This window comes from Algoriphagus sanaruensis, from assembly GCF_001593605.1.
In the GTDB taxonomy this organism is placed as follows: Bacteria; Bacteroidota; Bacteroidia; order Cytophagales; family Cyclobacteriaceae; genus Algoriphagus; species Algoriphagus sanaruensis.
Genome location: NZ_CP012836.1, coordinates 2,158,334 through 2,179,829 on the forward strand (window position 1 = coordinate 2,158,334; position 21,496 = coordinate 2,179,829).

General features: G+C 42.5%; 13 protein-coding genes. 5 read left to right on the plus strand and 8 right to left on the minus strand.

Going from position 1 to position 21,496, the window contains the following annotated elements; genetic code table 11:
• Position 1: 1 nt before the first annotated feature.
• Complete coding sequence (locus AO498_RS09505) at positions 2 to 1,450, plus strand: TrkH family potassium uptake protein (protein WP_067546552.1); 1,449 nt, start codon at positions 2 to 4, stop codon at positions 1,448 to 1,450.
• On the opposite strand, the gene AO498_RS09510 is transcribed toward AO498_RS09505, so the two are convergent.
• Positions 1,447 to 3,903, minus strand: coding sequence for a ligase-associated DNA damage response DEXH box helicase (locus tag AO498_RS09510; protein WP_067546555.1), 2,457 nt, complete (start codon positions 3,901 to 3,903; stop codon positions 1,447 to 1,449). The two genes, AO498_RS09505 and AO498_RS09510, sit on opposite strands and share 4 nt — an antisense overlap.
• Positions 3,884 to 5,485, minus strand: a complete 1,602-nt coding sequence (locus AO498_RS09515; protein WP_067546558.1) for an ATP-dependent DNA ligase — start codon at positions 5,483 to 5,485, stop codon at positions 3,884 to 3,886. Before AO498_RS09515 ends, AO498_RS09510 begins: the two co-directional genes overlap by 20 nt.
• A gap of 110 nt (positions 5,486 to 5,595) precedes the next feature.
• Between AO498_RS09515 and AO498_RS09520 the strand changes: the two genes are divergently transcribed.
• The gene (locus AO498_RS09520; RefSeq protein ID WP_067546561.1) at positions 5,596 to 6,102 is read left to right on the plus strand and encodes a hypothetical protein; all 507 of its coding nucleotides are present in this window, start codon (positions 5,596 to 5,598) and stop codon (positions 6,100 to 6,102) included.
• A 68-nt stretch (positions 6,103 to 6,170) separates the two neighbouring features.
• On the opposite strand, the gene AO498_RS09525 is transcribed toward AO498_RS09520, so the two are convergent.
• From AO498_RS09525 to AO498_RS09550, 6 genes are all read right to left on the minus strand, one after another.
• Positions 6,171 to 6,773 (minus strand): hypothetical protein, encoded by a 603-nt coding sequence (locus AO498_RS09525; RefSeq protein WP_067546564.1) that lies wholly within the window; start codon positions 6,771 to 6,773, stop codon positions 6,171 to 6,173.
• 11 nt (positions 6,774 to 6,784) lie between these two features.
• Entirely contained in the window at positions 6,785 to 9,088 is a 2,304-nt protein-coding gene (locus AO498_RS09530) for a TonB-dependent receptor (RefSeq protein ID WP_067546567.1), read from the minus strand.
• Between the two features lie 162 nt (positions 9,089 to 9,250).
• On the minus strand, positions 9,251 to 9,685 hold the full coding sequence (locus tag AO498_RS09535; protein WP_067546570.1) for a hypothetical protein: 435 nt from the start codon (positions 9,683 to 9,685) through the stop codon (positions 9,251 to 9,253).
• A 68-nt stretch (positions 9,686 to 9,753) separates the two neighbouring features.
• Positions 9,754 to 10,935: a class I SAM-dependent rRNA methyltransferase gene (locus AO498_RS09540; protein WP_067546573.1), complete on the minus strand. Its 1,182-nt coding sequence runs from the start codon at positions 10,933 to 10,935 to the stop codon at positions 9,754 to 9,756.
• Entirely contained in the window at positions 10,922 to 12,319 is a 1,398-nt protein-coding gene (locus AO498_RS09545; RefSeq protein WP_067546576.1) for a high affinity choline transporter 1, read from the minus strand. The genes AO498_RS09540 and AO498_RS09545 overlap by 14 nt, the downstream gene beginning before the upstream one ends.
• Before the next feature lie 7 nt (positions 12,320 to 12,326).
• A complete protein-coding gene (locus AO498_RS09550; protein ID WP_067546579.1) occupies positions 12,327 to 13,949 on the minus strand; it encodes an ABC-F family ATP-binding cassette domain-containing protein in 1,623 nt (540 codons plus the stop codon).
• Between the two features lie 162 nt (positions 13,950 to 14,111).
• On the opposite strand from AO498_RS09550, the gene AO498_RS09555 reads away from it, so the two are divergent.
• The 3 genes from AO498_RS09555 (at position 14,112) to galE (ending at position 21,486) form a co-directional block, all read left to right on the plus strand.
• Entirely contained in the window at positions 14,112 to 17,249 is a 3,138-nt protein-coding gene (locus tag AO498_RS09555; RefSeq protein ID WP_067546582.1) for a PKD domain-containing protein, read from the plus strand.
• A gap of 34 nt (positions 17,250 to 17,283) precedes the next feature.
• Positions 17,284 to 20,403: a PKD domain-containing protein gene (locus tag AO498_RS09560; RefSeq protein ID WP_067546585.1), complete on the plus strand. Its 3,120-nt coding sequence runs from the start codon at positions 17,284 to 17,286 to the stop codon at positions 20,401 to 20,403.
• A 63-nt stretch (positions 20,404 to 20,466) separates the two neighbouring features.
• Entirely contained in the window at positions 20,467 to 21,486 is a 1,020-nt protein-coding gene (gene galE / locus AO498_RS09565; RefSeq protein WP_067546588.1) for a UDP-glucose 4-epimerase GalE, read from the plus strand.
• Positions 21,487 to 21,496 lie beyond the last annotated feature (10 nt).

Sequence of the window (21,496 nt, forward strand, 5' to 3'; positions counted from 1 at the left end):
TATGATTCACTTCAAAGCCATTTGGAGAATCATGGGAGGCCTCTTGATTTTGATCGGGGTCTTGATGCTTCCTGCAGTGACGATATCTTGGATTTATCAGGAAAATTCCCTTCCCATATTAATCTCAGCAACGATTTCCCTTTTCATCGGATTGTTTTTGTTTTTCTTTATCGAGAAGCAAGACGAATTGATCCGAAAGCGAGAGGGGTATTTGATTGTTACGCTTAGCTGGGTGTTTATGACTGGCTTTGGGATGCTTCCTTTCATTCTTTCCAAAGAAATCACTTCATTCTCTGATGCGCTTTTTGAAACTGTTTCGGGTCTAACCACTACGGGTGCAAGTATTCTTACTGATATCGAAGCAATGCCTAAAGGCTTGCTATTCTGGCGAAGTATGACCCAATGGGTAGGAGGCCTTGGAATCATTGTTTTGACTGTTGCTATCTTTCCGTTGTTGGGAATCGGTGGGATTGAACTTTATGTGGCTGAATCCCCTGGACCGACTTCGGATAAGGTTCATCCACGAATTTCAGAAACAGCCAAGCGTCTTTGGTATGTCTATGTAGGTTTGACCTTGGCAGCCGCCGTTTTATATTGGGTAGGAGGGATGACGCTTTATGATGCGATCAATCATGCATTGACTACTTTGGCTACTGGTGGATTTTCCACCAAAAATGCCTCTATGGCTTATTATGATTCTGCTTTTATCCAGTACACCGCGATTATTTTTATGTTTTTGGCAGGGACAAACTTTACCATGATCTATTTCGGATTGATGGGGAAGTTTGGTCGGGTGATTAAAAACGATGAATTCAAAGCTTATCTCATTGGTGTTTTGGTCATTTCTTTAGTCATCTTTTTTCCCATTTACATGAAGTCTGATGCTGGGGCAGAATTGGCATTCCGAAAAGCTGCCTTTCAGGTTGTTTCGCTGATGACTACCACTGGCTTTGTCTCCGATGATTACACCCAATATGGTCAAGGTGTGACCTTTATTTGTTTTATGTTACTCTTTTTGGGAGCTTCAGCTGGTTCCACCGCTGGAGGGATCAAGTTTATCCGACACGCTACCTTCTTGAAAAATACTTGGCTAGAGTTTAAGCGAATTGTTCACCCAAGAGCCATTGTTCCTTTGATTATTAATGGGGAGCGAGTTACGGGCAGGATCATCAATAACATTATGAACTTTCTGTTGATCTACTTGATCACTTTCGTGATTGGATCATTGGTAATTTCCTTGATGGGCTATGATTTCGAGACTTCACTTGGAGCAGTTGCGACTTCATTAGGTAATGTGGGACCAGCCATTGGGAATGTAGGTCCGGTGGATAATTTTGCGTTTTTCTCTCCTGCAGCCAAGGTGGTACTTTCCTTTATTATGCTCCTTGGGCGATTGGAGCTTTTTACCATCCTGATTTTGTTTACTCCATTCTTTTGGAGAGCCAATTAATCCATCTCCATCTGAGCTAGAATTTTCGTGATTTTATCCTCCACACTTTCGGATGAAATATTAGTTCGGTTGAGACGATCCACCATAATCGGGAAGGAAAAGGGAGTAAACTGACTTGGCCTCTTTATTTCAATTTTGAGCTCGTTCAGCTTTCTCAGTGCCTTGACAAACATTTCTTGCTCCATTTGCTGGGTCAAGGCTTCCTGTCTCGCTTGCTTTAGCAGCAGGTTTTCAGGATCGTATTGCTCGAATACTTGGAATAACAAGCTTGAATTTGCCTGAATATGCTTGAACGAAGTGGGTTTACCGGGATATCCTTGGAAAACCAAACCTGCAATACTGGCAATTTCTCTGAATTTTCGCCGTGACATTTCGCTCTCATTCACACAGTGAAGAATATCCTGCTCAATATTTTGAAGCGAAAATAAATCTTCCTCGAGTAGCTCCTCGATATCTAAATAACTGTCAGAAAGAATCTCAAAGCCATAGTCATTCATGGCCATATTTAACGTGACTGGGAAACTCTGAGAAATCCGATAAGCTACCAAAGCGCTCATCAGTTCATGCATCATTCGTCCTTCAAATGGGTAAAAGAAGAGGTGAAATCCGTCTCTGGTTTGCAATGACTCGATGAGAAAAGTATGCTCATCGGGAACTATGGATAGCTTTCTTTGGAGATCCAGCAATGGAAGGATTTTTTGAACTTCTATGGACTCGTAAATTCCTTGGTTATAGTCGCGGAAGATTTCCCGGATTTTATGGGAGAGCATGGAGGAAAGTGACATGCGTGCTCCCATCCAGCTAACCACATTGGTGGTTTTTTTCTCTGAGACTTTCACAAACACATCCATTCCTTTAACCTGTAAAAGTTCAAGACTCCTTCCAGCGAAGAAAAAGCGATCGCCGATTTTCATCTTTGAAATGAAGTATTCTTCAACTGTCCCTAAGAATGAACCATTTTTAAACTTAACCTTCAAAGAAACATCGCTTACGATCGTACCCATGCTGAGTCGGTGCTTCATCGCGATCTTTTTGCTTTTCACCCGGTATTTGCCGTCCTCGTCCAAATTCACTTTAAGAAAATCCTCATAATTCCCCAGTGAGGCTCCTCCTTTGGTGATAAAGTCCATGATCCATTGGATTTCTTGATCATTTAATTGGCTAAAAGAAGAGGTCCGCTTGACCAAAGGAAAGATGAAATCGGGTTCAAATCCTTCTCCGACTGCTAGGGTCACCAAGAATTGGATCAACACATCATAGGGTAGCTCCGGAGTGAATTGGTGTTCCATTTCTTGTGACTCGATAGCGTTTCGCAAAGCTGCCGCTTCAATGAGTTCTAGCGCATGGGTCGGGACAAAGAATATTTCTGAAGGTAATCCAGGCTTATGCCCTGCCCGGCCGGCACGTTGGACAAAACGTGAAACTCCTTTTGGGCTTCCTACCTGAATGACTCGATCTACCGGTCTGAAGTCCACTCCTAGATCTAAGCTTGAAGTACAAACTACCAGTTTGAGCAGGCCTTCATGGAGTGCATTCTCTACCCAACTTCTCACTGACATGTCCAAAGAACCATGGTGCATTGCGATCCATCCCGCCCAATCAGGCCTTACTTCAAGGATTTTTTGATACCAAATTTCGGTTTGAGATCGGGTATTTGTGAAAAGTAAAACGGTCTTTCCTTTTTCAATGATCTCAATTACCTGGTCCAGCATTCGGATGCCCAAGTGCCCCGCCCAAGGATATTTTTCAATTTCTTCTGGAAAAACCGAATGGATCACGATTTCCTTCTCAATTTTTGCCTTAACGATATGAATCGGAAGGTTTTTTCCCAAGAGGGTTTGTGCGGCGTCCTTCAAGTTGCCGATGGTTGCTGAGATTGCCCATCTTCTGAAAACAGTTGGACAAATGGCCTGAATGTATTCTAAAGCAAGTTGGACTTGCACTCCTCGTTTGTTGCCCACTAATTCATGCCATTCATCCACGATGACAGCCTTCAAAGATTGAAAGAGTTCCCGATGGTCTTTTTGAGAAATCAGGATATGGAGTGTTTCGGGTGTGGTAATGAGGCACTCAGGAGGACGGCGTTTCATCGCCGCACGGGTTTTGGTATCGGTATCCCCATTACGCACGGCGACTTTCCATGGTAAGCCAAGTACTTGACAAACTTCCTCCATGGCCAATTGAATATCCTGAGCTAATGCCCTAAGTGGGGTGACCCAAATGATTTGAATTCCGTTTTCTCTTGGTTTTTGCCAAGAATCAGGATATTGAGCGATGTACTCCAAAAGGACAGGAAACCAAAGCGCAAAGGTTTTTCCTGAGCCTGTAGGAGCATTTAGTAGACCGGATTTTCCATCCAAAAAATCCTTCCAAGTATCTATCTGAAAAGGAAACGGAGTCCAGCCCTTGGAGTCAAAGTAATCCAATGCGGGTTTAAGTCGGCTGTCCTCCATAGATTTTCAAAAGTGATTTTAAATCCTGAATTGTATTGGCTTCTTCTTTGGGTTTATCTTTCCTCCATCTCAAAATTCTTGGAAATCGTAGAGCAATGCCACTTTTGTGACGAGGACTTTCTTGAATCCCTTCAAATGCAATTTCAAATACCAATTCGGCGGTAACCGTACGAACCGGTCCAAACCGTTCCCGAGTGTTCTTTTTTACAAATGCGTCCACCTCCCTAATTTCTGTATCGGTAAGCCCAGAGTAAGCTTTGGCAAAAGGAACTAGTTTTTCATCGTCCCATACCGCAAAGGTATAGTCCGTATATAAGTCAGCGCGCTTTCCATGACCTTTTTGGGCATAAATCAATACTCCATCGATGGTTAGAGGATCAATTTTCCACTTCCACCAGCTTCCCCTTTTTCGGCCAGTTTCATAGCCTGAATCTAGCTTCTTGAGCATGATCCCTTCTGCCAAATGATCCCGGGAATACGTACGAATGTTGCTTAGTTCTTTCCAAGAAGAAAAGGATATTGACTTGGAGAGTTCGAGGTTAGGAAAGCTTTTTTTTTCTATCAATTCTTCCAATAACTCACGACGCTCTTTAAGAGAATTAGAACGGATATCTTTCCCGCTCCATTCTAATAAATCATAGGCAATAAAGCTTACAGGGGCTTCCTGAAGCTGTTTTTTAGTAACATTTTTTCTTCCAATCCTAGTTTGAAGAAGTCCAAAAGGGAGCGGCATTCCATCTTGAAAAGCGATGATTTCCCCATCGAGTACCGTTCCAACGGGTAGTTTTTCCGCGAGTTGAAGCAACTCTGGAAATTTATCATTAACCAATTCCTCGCCACGACTCCAAATGAAGGTTTCCTCATTCCTACGAATCAATTGCCCTCGAATCCCATCCCATTTCCATTCTGCTTGCCAATCTTCAGGCGATCCAAGCGCATCTGCCTCCTCCTCCAATGGGTGAGCCAGAAAAAAAGGATAGGGCTTTGATGCGTCCAACTGAATAGATTCGCTGTCAAAGAGCGTGGAGAATGTCACTGATTCAGCGGACCAATTCCCCATCAAAGCGTGAGCAACTTGGGATTTGTCAAGATTTAAATACTTGGCTAGTGCCTGACTGAGTAAATTTTGGCTTACGCCGATTCGGAATCCTCCAGTGATCAATTTGTTGAAAACAAATCGTTCGGTTGGATCTAGACAAGACCATGCCTGGCAAATCAAGGATCTTTTGGCTTCTTCATCTTGATTCGCTAATCCACTTAATTTATTGATCCATTCTGCGAGATTATAAGGATTGGAAGTCGTTGCACCAGGCAATAAAAGGGAAATAGTCTCAGCCAAATCTCCTACTGCTTGATAGGATTCTTCAAAAAGCCAGTCTGGAATTTTTGCCTCCTCTTGGCACCAGGTACGTAGCTGTTTGGTGTTGACTTGCCGCTTGGGTCTTCGATGAGAAAACAGCGCTATTGCCCAAAGTTTTTCATCCTCATCGGCTCGATTAAAGAATTGGTAAAGCGCTTCCAGTTTGTCACCTGTCTTGTTCGATTGATCCAAATGTGTAATTAGGGATGCAAAATGTTTCATGCGAAAAACAGCGAGCCTTGGAGAATTTACCGGTTAATTTGATAATATTTAGGGGAAAAGCGAACAGGAAAAGGTCTTCTGGCGTTTTTGATTTGTAAAACCAGTGAACCATGAAAAAGTTACTTCTTAGCTTAGGTGTTGTAGCACTATTGTCGTCATGTGCTGAGCCTGAGTCTGATACATATACCGGAAGAGTACTTGAATTTCAATTGTATAAATCCAGCGATTATGAATTTCAAGGCACATTATCGGTTAAAGAAAAAATCGGAGGAACACTTGAAATGGGGATTGATCTTTCTGGTCCTTCAGCCACTGTCGACTATCAATTTCCAGCCCATCTTCATTTTGGGACTTATGAGCTAGCAGATGCTCCCATTGCCTATTTATTAACCCCAATTGATGCTAAAACCTTGGAGTCCGTCACCGAAATCGGCAAACTTTCGGATGGATCTGCACTTGATTTCGAAGGAATGAAAACTTTCGAAGGGCATGTGAAAATCCACTTAGCCAATGATGGCCCAGATTATCAAGTGATTTTGGTGGCAGGAAATATTGGTCCTAGTGCTCAGCTAGGATTTAATAAAGACCAAATGGCAGTTTGTGGAAATTCATATTGATCCTAAATGAAAACCTATAAAAAAGGCAACCTTTAAAGGTTGCCTTTTTGATTTTATAGAGTTCCTTATTAATTGATTACTAGGGGGAATGTGATGTCCAAGTCGGATTCTCCACCAGCCTGCTCATAGTTTACAAATACTGGATTATTTGCTCCTGGGAAGTTTTTGTTCAGATCATGTCTTAAGACTATTCTCATTTGGGCGTTGTTTCTACCTGGAGAAGCAGCCATGATGAGTTTTGTTTTAACTCCCAGTGCGATTCCACCTTCGTCGTCGTAAGATATCGCTACTGGTCCAGGGTTTCCTTCAAAAGCACTTCCCAAAAAGAAGAATTGATGAACATCAGCTTCAGCTAGGATTTCTTCAGTGATAGATTCACCCTCAATGCTATTCAAAACTTCAATTTCCATTCGATAGGTTTTGCCTCTCGTCAGAGTCACTTGTTCGATAGTAGGGGTTGCTCCAACTTCGATTCCTTCAGGATCACTGGCACTATGCGAAAATGCAAGTCCAACTGGATTGCCAGAAGCATCGATTTCCTGAAATTTCAACACTACGTCGGTGATTACTTCTCCATCGTTTTCAGGTGTTGGATCTTCGCTGTTACAGGAAAATAATCCCATCAAAAGAACAGAAAGATACATCAGAGGAAAGCGTGATAGATTTTTCATTGGTTTTTGGTTTAGAATTTATAGTTGATTTTTAGTTGAATGTTTCTCCCCATATCAGCGGTGAAATACCGAAAGCGGTTCATGTATTCCTTGTATTCGGTATTAAATAGGTTTGAGACCTGAAGACCGATCGTTAAATTTTGCTGGTCTTTGATGCTTACTTTTCTGAAATAGGATGCATTGAAAAGGGCATAAGCTGGTGGAGCAGGAGCCAGATCAAAAATGGGTTCTCTACTTTGTCTTGCCACTAAAAGGTTTGAAAAGGTCAAGGAATTTGGACGTTTGTTTTTCCCGAAACTGTAAGAAAGCCCCCAGTCCATTCGATCCGAAGGAATGAACGGGAAGAAAGTATCGGTGTCTGTATTTTTAGCCCGAATAATGGATCCTTTAAAATACCCGCTTAATTGATCTGAAAAGGTATAGCTTCCACTTAGGTCAATTCCATATAATAAGGCATTCGCCTGCAAGTATTCATACACATTGAAAGTACCTCGAAGGCTGACATAAGTTTCTCCAGTAGGATTGAGGTAAATGTAATTGGAGATTTGGTTGACATAAGCAGTCAATTCAATCACCGATTTTTTTCCTTGATATTCCAACCCATTGACCCATTTCAAAGATTTTTCGGATTGGAGGTTTTGATCGCCAATTTCTACCGCTGCGGCTCCATGGTGAAGGCCTTGGCTGAAGAGTTCATTAATATTAGGTGGACGCCAAGCCGTGCCTAGGTTTGAGGTAAATGAGAAATAGGGGCTCAATTGGTAGGCACCTCCCAGAAATGCAGAGAAATTCTGATAGTTTAAATCAGCAGTTTCCAGATTTCCTCCTACATACCGCGCAGCAGAGACAGCTCTTGCATCAAATCGGCCTCCTACTTCAATTTCCAAAGGACCTTTCAAGTATTTTTCGATGACATAGAATCCCAGATTAACCATGTCATAATTTGGAATCAATGGAGTGACTCCGGTACCAGGAACATTAGAGTTGGCTTGTTGAATAAGATTGATACCGATCGAACCGCTCCAAGAGTTTTGTCTGGTGTGATCTACATAAAGATCCAAAGTGTTGGTAAATAGCTCGAGATCAAGGCTGGGTCGACTATTTAAATCTCCTCTTCTCCGGTCAAATTCCTGTCGGTTATTCAACTGAAAGCCATATTGAAAATTAAGTTTGATATGATCCTTCAGATGATAGTGCGCTTTCAACTTGCCCAAATGGTGCTCAACGACCTGCTTGGGATTGATGATTTCATACGAAAATCCGGGTTTGTTAAAAGGCTCGCCATTTTCGATGATCGTTTGTAAATCAGATAAATTTCCAGTGTGCGCATCTCGAAGAATTCCGAGTTCAGAATTGAAGTAGCTGTAGTACAGTTCCCCTCCAAATTTGTCCCGACTTAATCCCAGCGATCCCGAAAAATTGATTTCTTCCATCCCTGTATTTCCTTGGAAATAGCGAGGTGATCGAACATTTCCAGCACGTTTGATGGAGCTTTGGATTCGATAGCCAAGGCCTTTGATTTTTTGAGAACCACCCATATGGGATAGTGCCGCATTTCCCATTCGACCGTTTGATGAACCGATCAGGTTGAGTTCTGTTTGGGAGGATTTGGAGGTAGGGAGACTAGGTGGATTGACTAAAATGACGCCTCCCATTGCCTCAGGTCCAAATCGAACAGTTTCTGCACCTTTAATAACTGTGATTTCATCGGCAAGAAAGGGATCGATCTCTGGCGCATGTTCAGCTCCCCATTGTTGACCTTCGAGGCGAATGCCATTATTTAAAATCATGATTCGGTTGCTGTGTAAGCCATGAATCACTGGTTTGGAAATGGTGTTTCCAGTCGAAAATGTCGTTACTCCCGCAATTTTCTTAAGACTTTCTCCCAAGTTTTGACCTCTTACCTGAATCAATTCTTCTCCGTAAATCGAGGATACGGCCGTAGTGGTTTGAACTGCTTCTCGATGTCCATGAACCTCCACGCCACTCAAGTCCATGGATTCTTCCTGCATTCGAAAAGTTTGATTGAGCCCGTTTCCGGATAAGTTAATCGTTTGTCTGATTTCCTTATGTCCTAGATATTGAATAGTCAAGGTGTAAGTACCTGGGCATAATTCCTTGATGACGAAATTCCCATTTTCATCTGAAACTGCTCCTGTGCGAGTTTCCATGACCCAGATGTAGGCGCCAATGATGGCTTCATCATTTTCCTGATGCAATATTTTTCCCCTAAGGGTCAAATCACAGGTTTGTGCCCAAAGTGAGGTAGTTGCTAGGAAGAGCAACAGGAAAATGGAAATTGCTTTTTGAATCACAGTTGCAAAAATAGAGTGAGTTTAAATTCAAACCCAATCTTTTTGTAACAAAGTTGCAAAAAATGTTCAAAGGTAATTTTTGACTGAATTTTGGGAGTTTTTCCTGCTGAAAGGGAATAAAAAAATCCGGCTTTTGACCGGATTAAATTTTGATTTTATGAATCAGGAAAGCCAATTGCCCCAGGGAATTCGGCTAAGAATAAGCACAAATCCGATCGCATACATCATGTAAATGCTTCTGAATTTGGCACGTGAAGCTTCAAGCTTTTTAGCTCTTGAATATCCAATGGTGATAAGCACGATTGCTACAATGTTAATTAGCGGGTGCTCCAAAGCGGTAAGTCGAGATGCTGCATCTGACATGGCCCCACCACCGGAAAGCAGTGAAAAGCCTAATGGACTCACGAAATATAAAATCAGTCCGGCAAGTAATTGAATATGGGAAAGGATAAATGCAATCATGGCGATTTTCCGATCTTTTTCGGTGAATTCTCTTCCTGAAAGAGAGCCTATCAACGCATAAATGATGACGATAGTCAGTGCTAACAAAACCAAGTAGGCTACGCCTGAGTGTAAATGTTGAAGTCCTAAATACATGTGTTGAAAATTAGATGGATGAAATTAGTACAAATGAAATCAGAAATAAGAGAGGTTGTTTAAAATAACTACTCGACATACAGCACGAGCCCTTTTAAATATTCAGTTTCAGGATGGTAAATATTTACCGGATGATCTGCTGGTTGAGATAATTGATGAAGGATTTTGATGGTTCGCTTGGTTTCCATAGCTGCGGATGCGATGGTGTGTGCAAACAATTGCTTATCCACCACTTGACTACAGGAGAAGGTAAATAGAATTCCGCCCGACTTGATTTTCTTCAGCGCTTCTGCATTCAATCTTTTATATGCTTGAATGGCATTGTGCCTGGCTTTTAGATTTTTGGCGAATGCAGGAGGGTCTAATACAATCAAGTCAAAGTCTTCACCGATCTCCCGGATGTATTTGACCACGTCCGCGACGATGGATTCATGTTTTCCTTCAAAACCTGAATTTAAGGCCACATTTTCCTCGGTAAGTTCGATGGCTTTGGCAGAAATATCCACGGAGTGAACCTCTTTGGCTCCTTCTTGGAGTGCCAAAACAGAGAATCCTCCTGAATAGCAGAAGGTATTCAATACCTTTTTTCCTTTTGAGTATTGAGAAACCAATTTTCTGTTTTCGCGCTGATCAATGAAAAAGCCTGTTTTTTGACCCTTTTCCCAATCGATCCGATAGCTGGCCCCATATTCTTTGACAAGGTCTGTATCTGCTTTTCCCCAAATCCAGTCGTTCGTACTGCCCTCGTAATTTCTTGGGAGGGTTTCGGCACTTTTGTCATAAATTCCTTTCAGCCCTTTTCCATAGACTTGGCGTAGCGCTTCGGCTATTTGTTCGATGTGACGGTGGATTCCGATCTGATGTGCTTGAATCACGGCTGTTCCATTGTAGAAGTCGATCACCAATCCTGGGACCAAATCTCCTTCTCCATGAACCAATCGATACACATTGGTTTCTTCCTGATCGGTTAGTCCCAAATTTTTTCGCAAATCGAATGCGGATTGAATTCGACTCGTCCAGAATTCCTGATTGATCTCCTGCTCGGTAAAAGAAATAATCCGAACCATAATAGATCCTTGAGCGAAATATCCGATTCCCAAGAATTCATTTTTTGATGAAAAAACGGCAACTAAGTCTCCATTTTCCAAGTTCGGATCTGCCTTTGCAATAGCCCCTGAAAAGACCCAATGATGTCTACGATAAAGTGAGATTTCTTTTCCTTTTTGAAGGATGATTTTAGGGTAATTCATGGAGGTGAGTTTTTTTATCCGGGAAAGCAAAGGTACCGAGGATCATGGAAAATGCACTTGCCAAAAGTCCGATCAGATGATTTTCTTCTGTCCAGGAAAATTTTTCTGCAGCCAAGTACACGATCATTCCAAAAACCATGGACATCAGCGCCCCCATTTTAGAGGCTTTTTTCCAATAAATGCCTGCAGTCAAAGGGACAAATAAAGAGACCAACATCAAGATGGAGGCACCTGCTACCAATTCATAAATATCGGATTCCCAAGAGGCCAAAGTGGTCGCAATGAGAGCTACTGTTAAGATATTTATTCGAAGGATCCATAAAAAATGCCGATCACTAAGTTTCTTTCCGAAGTAAGGTCGAATCAGGTTTTCTGAAATAATCGCAGATGGAGCCAATAATCCTGAACTGGTTGTACTCATGATGGCTGAAATCAAAGCTCCAAAAAATACGATTTGAATAGGAAGTCCTCCATGTTGCAAGACCATGGAAGGTAGAAGCATCTGCTTGTTTTCAAGATAAAGTTCTGGATACAAGACTTTCGCTCCAAGTGCAATAAATAAAGGCAATAAGCCAAAGCTTACATAAAATAAACCTGCTAGATAAGTCGATCTTACAGCGACTTTTTCAGATTTGGAGGACATGACCCGTTGGTAAATGTCCTGAGAGGGTATACTTCCCAGGCCAAGAATAATCCAAGCTCCCAGATAATGGATCCATCCGGATAAGCTGTTTTCAGGAAAAAACTGGAAGCTTTCTTCTGGGGCTTTGGAGAAAATTTCCTGCACTCCACCTGCTTCTTTTGCGACCATTATTGCTACCCAAACTAAGCCAATCACAATCATGGTAGTCTGAATAAAATCTGTGATTGAAATCGCCCACATACCACCCATAAAGGTGTATAAAACCACTATTCCGGCCGAAATTAAAATACCTTGCTGAAGACTGAGGTCTGTGACTGTGCCCAGAACTAAGCTCAAAGCAACCAGTTGAGCAGCAACATATCCGAAATAGGCTGGAATCATGAATGCCGAGGCAAAAAATTCAATTCGCTTGCCAAAGATCTTTCGAAACACGTCCCCAATCGTCAGGACATTCATCCGATACATGGGTTTTAGGTAAAATATTCCGAATAAGACCAGGCACATTGCCCCACCAAATGGGTCTTCAATTACTCCCTGAAGTCCATCTTCCAAATACACAGACGAAGCTCCGAAAATGGTTTCGGATCCAAACCAAGTGGCAAAAAGGGCAGAAGCAGAAAGAAAAAGAGGCAAGGACCTCCCCGCAAGTACAAAGTCATTTGAATTTTTGACTAAGCGGGAGGACCATGCCCCGATGGCGACTGTTATCGCCAGATAGATTATGATTGCCGTGAGCAGCAAGGACTACTTAGCTTTTACCGTACATTTTCTCACGAAGAGCCTTGATTTCGTCGCTTCCAAGATAGTCGTCGTAGCTCATTCTTCGGTCAATGGTTCCATTCGGAGTAAATTCTACGATTCGATTACAGGAAGACTGCACAAAGGTGTGGTCATACGAAGTCATCAAAACGGTTCCTTGAAACTCGATAATTGCATTGTTGAATGCCGTGATAGATTCCAAATCAAGGTGGTTGGTTGGCTCATCCATCACCAAAAGGTTAGGATTCTGAAGCATCATTCTTGAAATCATGCAGCGAACTTTTTCCCCACCGGAAAGAACTGTACACTTCTTGAAAGTTTCTTCGCCCGTGAAGAGCATTCTACCCAAGAAGGTTCTTACATAAGCTTCTTCCTGATTGGTAGAATATTGTCTGAGCCAGTCAATTAGATTCAGTTCAGAATTGAAGTATTTAGAGTTTTCGTTTGGAAGGTAGGCCTTATTGATCGTCACTCCCCACTTATAAGTTCCTTTGGATGGCTTTTGACCATCTTCCATGATTACTTCAAAGAATTTATTTACCGCTTGCTTGGTCTTGGAAATAAAGGCGATTTTATCTCCTTTGTCCACCATCAGGTTTACATCGGTAAAGTAGGTGGTACCATTTTCTTTTAGCTCAAGACCTTCAGTCATAAAAATCTGATCTCCCGCTTCGCGCTCAGGCTTGAATATAATTCCCGGATATTTTCTGCTGGAAGGCTCAATTTCATCCACGTTGAGTTTTTCAAGCATCTTTTTCCGTGCAGTAGCTTGTCTGGATTTGGCCACGTTGGCAGAGAACCTCGCGATGAACTCCTGAAGTTCTTTTCGCTTCTCATCTGCTTTCTTATTCTGGTCTGATCGCTGCTTCAATGCCAATTGAGAGGATTCATACCAGAAGGAATAGTTTCCGGAGAAGATTTTGATCTTCCCAAAATCAATGTCCACAATGTGTGTGGAAACAGTATCTAGAAAGTGACGATCGTGAGAGACTACAATCACCAAGTTTTTGAAGTCAATCAAGAAATCCTCCAGCCATACGATGGTTTCAGCATCTAGGTCGTTGGTAGGTTCGTCAAGAATCAAAATATCAGGATTACCAAATAGTGCCTGAGCCAAAAGAACCCGAACTTTTTGATTACCTGCCAAGTCCTTCATTTGCATGTAGTGCAAATCCTCAGAAATTCCTAAGCCTGATAAAAGTGCTGCGGCATCGGATTCCGCGTTCCATCCATCCATTTCGGCAAATTCAGCTTCAAGCTCAGAAGCTCGGAGACCATCTTCTTCGGTGAAATCAGCTTTCATGTAGATGGCATCCTTTTCTTCCATGATTGAATAAAGTTTCTTATGGCCCATCAACACAGTCTTAAGAACCTCAACTTCGTCAAACTCAAAGTGATTTTGTTTTAGAACAGCCATTCGCTGCCCAGGGGTAATGTTGATGGCACCACTAGTGGAGTCAATTTCTCCTGAGAGGATTTTTAAAAAGGTGGATTTTCCTGCTCCGTTGGCACCAATCACCCCATAGCAATTGCCGGGAGTGAATTTGAGGTTGACGTCTTCAAAAAGCGTTCGCTTGCCAAACTTGAGGGAAAGATTATCTACTGAAATCATGGATGAGATGTGTCGTTTTAAGAGGCGCAAAGATAGGTATTTAAATTTTTTTGTCAGGATAAATCCCATCTTCTCCACTGGAATTCCAGCCCTCAAATTTTTTTTAAAGCAAAGTTTCTTAGGATAAGTATATTAAAGGCTCTTTTTTAAGTGGGGAAAAGCATGAGAATAAAGGCCTTAGTTGGTATGGTGTGGATTTGGTTAGGGATTTTTTCTCATAGCCATGCACAACTATCTACCCTTGGCAAGGAATTTTGGGTGGGCTTTATGGAGAATAACAAGGTTTTTCCAATGGGGAATAATCCAGGAGCCTCCGATTTTGCTGTTTTGGTGATAACGGCCGATGAGGCAAGCACAGGAGCCATCGAATATTTAGGTAACTCCGTTTCATTTTCTCTTGCTGCTGGCCAGCAAACCACCTTGCGAATTTCTTCTGATGACCTGGATCTTCTTCACCGCTCCTCAGGAGTGATCGAGCGAAAAGGAATCCACATTACTTCTACTGGTAAAATTGCCGTTCATGCTTTTAATGAACGAGTAAGAAGCGCAGATGGAACGGTTATTCTTCCCATTGGCGCTCTTGGGCAGGATTATTACATCACTTCTCATTATGAGACCCTTACGGTGAATGCTGGCTACAATGGGAATATCAATAATGAAAGTACACTCCTGGTCATTGCAACTGAGGATAATACCAAGGTTGAAATTACGACAAGTGTAGGCTCACTCAGTGGTGATCAAGCCGGTATTCCTTCTATTATCACTTTAAATCGAGGCCAAAGCTATCAAATCAAAGCCAAAGCAGATTTGACAGGATCACGAGTTCGTGTGGTGGGTGACAATGCGGATGAGTGTAAAAAAATTGCGGTATTCGGAGGAAATAAATGGGCTCCTGTGGGAAATTGCGGGGAGGCCAACGACCATCTTTACCAGCAAGCTTACCCCGTCAATACCTGGGGGACTAGTTTCGTTCACACCGCCTTGGAAGGTCGATCCTCAGGGGAGTTGGTGAAAGTACTGGCGTCGGAAGATGGAACCGAAGTCCGGGTAAACGGAACTCCGAGAGGAACAATCAATCGGGGAAAATGGCTTTCACTGAATTTTGCCGAAGATGAATCCGCCAAAATTGAAACGTCCAAACCAGCTTCTGTCACTGTTTTTTCAAGAAGTATGGCTTGTAACCGCCCCAATTCTCCAGAAGCAAACAACGGGGATCCTTTTATGATTACTTACAGCCCCGTAGAGCAATTCCTTCAAAATATCACCTTTACGGCTATTGATTTGCCTTCCATTGTTACTCACTATGTGAATATTGTGGTCAGAAAAGGTTCTGAAAATAAGACCATTCTAGATGGACAAGAGATTGGCAACAGATTTACTCCTCTGTCAGGTGACCCTGAGTTTTCCATAGCGAGAATGTCTATTTACCAAGGTTCCCATCGACTGTCCAATCCAGATGGATTTACGGCGTATGTCTATGGGTTTGGCCAAATCGAATCCTATGGCTATGCTGCCGGTGCGGCCCTCAATAATTTAAATTTTGAAACTGCCTCCGAATATGCTTTTGAAGTGAATGGAGAAAATGTCGCTTGCCTTCAGCAAGAAGGGATGTGGGAGATCCTATCCGAAAATGAAAATTTCACCTATTTCGTTTGGGATTTTGGCGATGGTACTTCGCCTCAAGTCGGACAATCAGTTCCACATACATTCGCTAATCCAGGCATCTATGAAATATTGGTTGTTGCTTCGATCAGTCCCAATACCTGTGAAGAGCAGGAGGAAATCCTCTTTGAAGTCAGGGTAGAAGATGCCAAGGCTGAAATTTTAGGTCCAAATTCAGTGTGTCCAGACATTGAGGAGATCATGTATCGCCTGAAAAACAAGCAGGAGATGGGAGGGGCCAAGTTTGAGGTGGAGGGAGGTGTGATCCTTCAAGAATATGGAGATTCGGTTTTGGTGAAGTGGGGGGCAGCCAATCCTGCAGCCAAGCTTCGGTTAATTCCATTTTCGGAATCGGGATGTCCGGGATTGCCTATCGAATTTCCTGTTGAAATCAATCAGCGGATTCAGGTAAATCCTGCATTGGGACCTTTGGAAATTTGTTTTGATCCGACGATTAGCCATCGCTACGATGCACCTGATTTTTCCTCCGGAAGGGGCTACGAATGGACCATCGTGGGTGGACAGATTTTGACTGGTCAAGGGTCTGGGAGCATTGAAGTGAGCTGGGATCAACCTGGGATAACTGGGGAGATTTCTTATCGCGCTTTTAGTTTGGTCGATAATTCCTGTGATGGATTTGCCGATGCAATTCAGGTCCAAATTGCAGAGGAGTTGATAGCCGCCGTAGCTGATTTGACTGAGGTTTTGTGTTTTGGACAAAGCACAGGCTCAATTTCCTTGAGTTTAGCTGGAGGTGTACCGCCTTATGATATCGAATGGTCTCATGACAACCGAATCAAAAGTTCTATAGTAACGGGCCTTTCAGCCGGATTCTATTCTGTGAAAATTACCGACCAAAAGGGGTGTGAGCGAATTTTAGAAAACCTTGAAGTCGCTCAACCTGATCAACTCGAACTCATTGTTGTCCAGCCTGAAGGTGTAAGTTGCTATGGAAAACCAGATGGAACATTACGGGCTGTAGTGACAGGTGGAGTTCCTCCTTATACCGTATCCAATGAATCAGGGACTTCCTTTGATTCTATTCTTAGTCTGGATCAATTAGGACAAGGATTGTATAGTTGGACGATTCGAGATACCAATGGCTGTCAAATTCCACTTGAATTTGAAATCACCTCTCCAGCAGCTGTTGAGGTGGATGTTCGTCTGGAGCAACCGGCTTGTCCTGGTGGCTCAACTGGAATTTTGGCAGCTTATCCATCAGGTGGTTTAGGTCCATATGTCTATGTCTGGAGTGATAATTCCGGATTTGACCAAGAAATAGATAATCTCCCCGCGGGCGCCTATTCGTTGGAAGTAACCGATGGTAACGGATGTGTGAGTTTAGGCAGAGGTGTAGTGGTGGAAGATCATCCCCAAATCCGAATGCCGACCGGATTTAATCCGCAAGAAATTCCCGGAAATTATTCTGGTGTCTCAAACTGTGTAGTGGAAATAGAGTTGTGGATTTATAATCGATGGGGACAATTAATCTATCAAGGATCAGAAGGTTGGGACGGACAAATTCAAGGAAAAGACGCACCTCCAGGTACGTACTCATTTCTCATGCGCTCTTCTTATACGCTGGAAGGAATTCCCCATCAACAAGAAAAAAAAGGGGTATTTACACTCATTCGCTGATTGAATTTGCCGATTAAAAAAGCATGAAGGGGAAATGAAGATCGGGATTCTTACTTTTTTATTTGGGTGTTTTTTTGCACTCTCCTCTTTTTCCCAAGTCAATACACTCGGGAAGGACTTTTATGTGGCTTTCATGGAAAATGGCAGGTCTCTGGATTCTGTCAATACTGCGCCTGAAAAAGCACTTATTATGATTACCGCAGCGGAGAAAACGGTTGGGATGATTGAAACCCCAAGAGAAGTGATTCCATTTGAATTGGAAAAAGGCCAAAGTTTCTCCAAAGAGTTTGAGGCGAATGCAGAGGGATTAATCCATCCTATTTCTGGAGAAATCGACCAAAGGAAGATCCATGTGACCTCTACTGGGTTGATTGCAGTTCATGCAATGAATGGAAGGGCCTACAGTTCTGATGGCACAGTGGTTTTGCCGACTCCAGCCTTAGGATTTGATTACATGGTATTTACACATCATGAAAAAGTTTGGGTGACAGGTTCTACGCTCAACCATACGATGTTGGAAAGTGCTTTTGTAATCGTGGCAACAGATGATGATACAGAGGTGGAAATTTTGACCTCCGTGAGAACCATGAATGGGCTGCCTGCCAATTATCGCTTGGTGATCAATTTGAATGCAGGAGAAACCTATCAGTTAAAATCTCAAGAAGATCTTTCTGGTACCAGAATAAAGGTCCTGAATGACGCCGGGAGTAATTGCAAAAAAATAGCTGTTTTTGCGAGCAATCGAATGACAAGTTCGGGCATTTGTGGCACAACTGGCGACCATCTTTTTCAGCAGGCTTATCCCGTTAAAACATGGGGTAAGGAATTTATTCATGTGCCTTTTAAAGATCGAACAGCCGGTGAGTTTGTGAAAATTTTAGCACTTGAGGATGATACCGAGGTTTGGGTCAATGGTGTTTCAAAAGGAAAAATCAACGCTGGAAAACAAATGAGGCTAGAATTCAAGAAAAATGACCTTGCCTACATTACAACTTCTAAGCCTTCCTCCGCTGCTGTCCTTTCCAAATCTGGGTTTTGCAATGAATTCTTTGTGGCTTCCCTCGGTGATCCAACATTTTTGGTGTATTCTCCTCTAGATCAACGGATTCAAGAGGCCTTTTTTACTACAGGTAAATTGTATGGAAGATTTAATGTTACCATTTCTCATTTGGTTAATCTTCTGGTACCGAAAGGTACTGCTACACAAACGAGATTGGATGGGCAGTCCATTGGAAATCAATTTAAATCTGTGCCAGGAACTGATTTTGATTATGCCCAGATCGAGGTTGCAGAAGGAGCTCATACAATCAGTAATCCAGAAGGATTAATCGGCTATGTATATGCTTCAGGGCAAATTGAATCTTACAGCTATTCGATCGGGACGAACTTGGATAATATCCAATATGAGGCAAGCTCGACTTATGATTTTGAGGTAATCGGAGATCAAGTCGCTTGCTTAAACCAAGTGGGAACTTGGGAAATCGCACCCGAAAACCCCATTTATTCGATATTTAGTTGGGACTTTGGAGATGGTTCTTCATTTGAAGAAGGGAAAATAGTGGGCCATACCTATGAAAAGCCTGGAAAGTATATCATTTCCGTATTTGCCAGTTCGGGTTCTGGGCGTTGCGATGAAGAGGAGCGGTTTCAATTTCAAGTGGAGGTGTTTGAGTCAAAAGGAATACTTGAAGGGCCAGCATCAGTTTGTCCTGAGTTGGATGAGGTAAATTATTTCTTAAAAGATACACTAAACGTTCACCGGACTGAATGGAAAGTTGAAGGTGGGGAATTGATCGAAAAAGATTTGCTTTCTGCCAAAGTGAAGTGGGGAACACCAAATGCGAATGCATCGATTTCGGTAAAATTATTCACAGAGCAAGGTTGCCCTTCGGAGTGGATTACATTTCCTGTTGAGATTACAGAACAGATAGCTCCGGGGCTTCCGGAAGGAGATAGTGGTATTTGCGGGGGGAGTTCGGTTTTAACTTATTGTGTTCCTTTTCCCTCATCCAATCGAATTTACACTTGGACTGTTGTAGGAGGCAATATTCAATCAGGCCAAGGAAGTGAATCAATAAAGGTTGAGTGGGATTTAAATGCCCCAACGAAACAAATTTTTTACACAGAAGAAAGCCAATTAAATGCAGCTTGCTTTGGGACATCGCCAGTGTTGGAAGTGGATATTTATCCTCCTATGCAAGTGAATATTTTTCTTCAGGAAAATCCTTCTTGCCCAGGAGAATCCAACGGGAAAATAATCCTAGATATTCTGGGTGGTTCGGGAAAATACCGCGTCAATTGGAACCATGATCCTCAATTAAACAAATTCGAAGCGACAGGACTGGCTAAAGGTACATACGAAGTTGAAATTGAAGATGAGACGGGTTGCGATTTACAACTAATACAAGTTGAATTAAGAGATCCTGAGCCTTTGAATTTCTTAGGGATGATAGAGGTAAAAGAGGTGAGTTGCTTTGATGGTTCGGATGGGGAAGTGGTTTTAAATATCACAGGAGGTACTCCACCATATCAAGTCCCCGATTTTGAATCGGAACTCCATCCCAATGGTCTTCATGTGAAGGGTTTGAAAGCGGGCGTTCAAACCATTTTTCTGCAGGATAGTCGTGGCTGTGTTTTACCCATTTCGGTAGAAATTCCAGGGGCTTCTGAAATTACCGCTCAGGCTATCATTGAAAACCCGGGTTGCGAAGGAAGCTTAGATGGGGTACTTGAATTGGAGATTTCAGGCGGAACTCCACCCTACGAAATTACTTGGTCAAATGGAAGGTCAGGTCAACGAATTGATCAACTGCCTTTCGGATCCTATTCGTATGTGATAAAGGATTCCAATGGGTGCGAAGTCAACGGATCCACCGTCGTTAATCAAGCCCGTCCAGAAGTCCGAATGCCAACTGGTTTTGATCCTTCCCAATGGGCTTTTGGTCCAGTTTCCAACTGTACTATTTCTTATGAATTATTGATTTGGGATCGATGGGGAGGACTGATTTATTCAGGAAGTGATGGTTGGGATGGACGGATTAAAGGAGAACTAGCCCCGCAAGGAAGTTATTCTTATCAAATTAAGTATGAGTACCGATTGGAAGGGGAAATGACTTCCTCAACTCAAAGAGGTGGATTTGTTCTGGTGCGTTGAATTTTTACTTTGAATTGGGGAGAATTGAGATAGTTTTGCCCTTTCTAAAGTTTTTAAGGATTCATGAAGAAAATTTTGATCACAGGTGGAGCAGGATACATTGGCTCCCACACAGCAGTAGAATTGTGGAATTCGGGTTTTGAGCCCATTATTTTAGATGATTTATCCAATTCCAATAGTGGTGTCTTGGATGGATTAGAATCGATTACCGGAAAGCGATTTACATTTATTCAAGGTGACTGTAATGATCTTGCAGTCTTGGAACAAATTTCCAAAGACCATCATATTTCAGGAGTGATTCACTTTGCAGCCTTTAAATCTGTGGGCGAGAGTACCCAGCTTCCTCTGAAGTATTATAAAAATAACGTTGGATCCTTGCTTGTGCTTCTTGATTGGATGGCTAGGCAAGAGATTAAAGACTTGGTTTTTTCTTCCTCTTGTACAGTTTATGGACAGCCTGAAGTTCTTCCTGTTACTGAAGCTACACCTCGGCAGGAAGCGGAGAGTCCTTATGGGAATACCAAAAAAATCTGTGAGGATATTCTCGTGGATTATGTGAAAAGTAAGGCTCCAATTCGAGTGATTTCACTAAGATATTTTAATCCGGTGGGGGCGCATCCTTCCAGTAAAATCGGAGAACTTCCTCTCGGTGTCCCTCAAAATTTGGTTCCATACATTACCCAAACAGCGGCTGGAATCCGTGAAAAGTTGACTGTTTTTGGGAATGATTACGATACTCCAGATGGAAGCTGTGTCAGAGACTATATTCATGTAGTCGACTTGGCTGACGCACACATCAAAGCCTTGAGTTTCCTATCAGACAAGACTGAGCCTTTCTATGAAGTTTTTAATGTCGGATCTGGAAATGGAAATACGGTATTAGAAGCCATTTATGCATTCGAAAAAGTCTCTGGTCAGGCTTTGAATTATGTCATTGGTCCAAGAAGGCCAGGTGATGTGGTCAAAACTTGGGCTGATACCACGAAGATTCGAGAGGTGCTGGGATGGAGCCCTAAGTTTTCCTTGGAAGATTCCATGCGTGATAGCTGGAACTGGCAAAAGGCTTTAGGCGAAAGGAAATAAAAGCGGGATG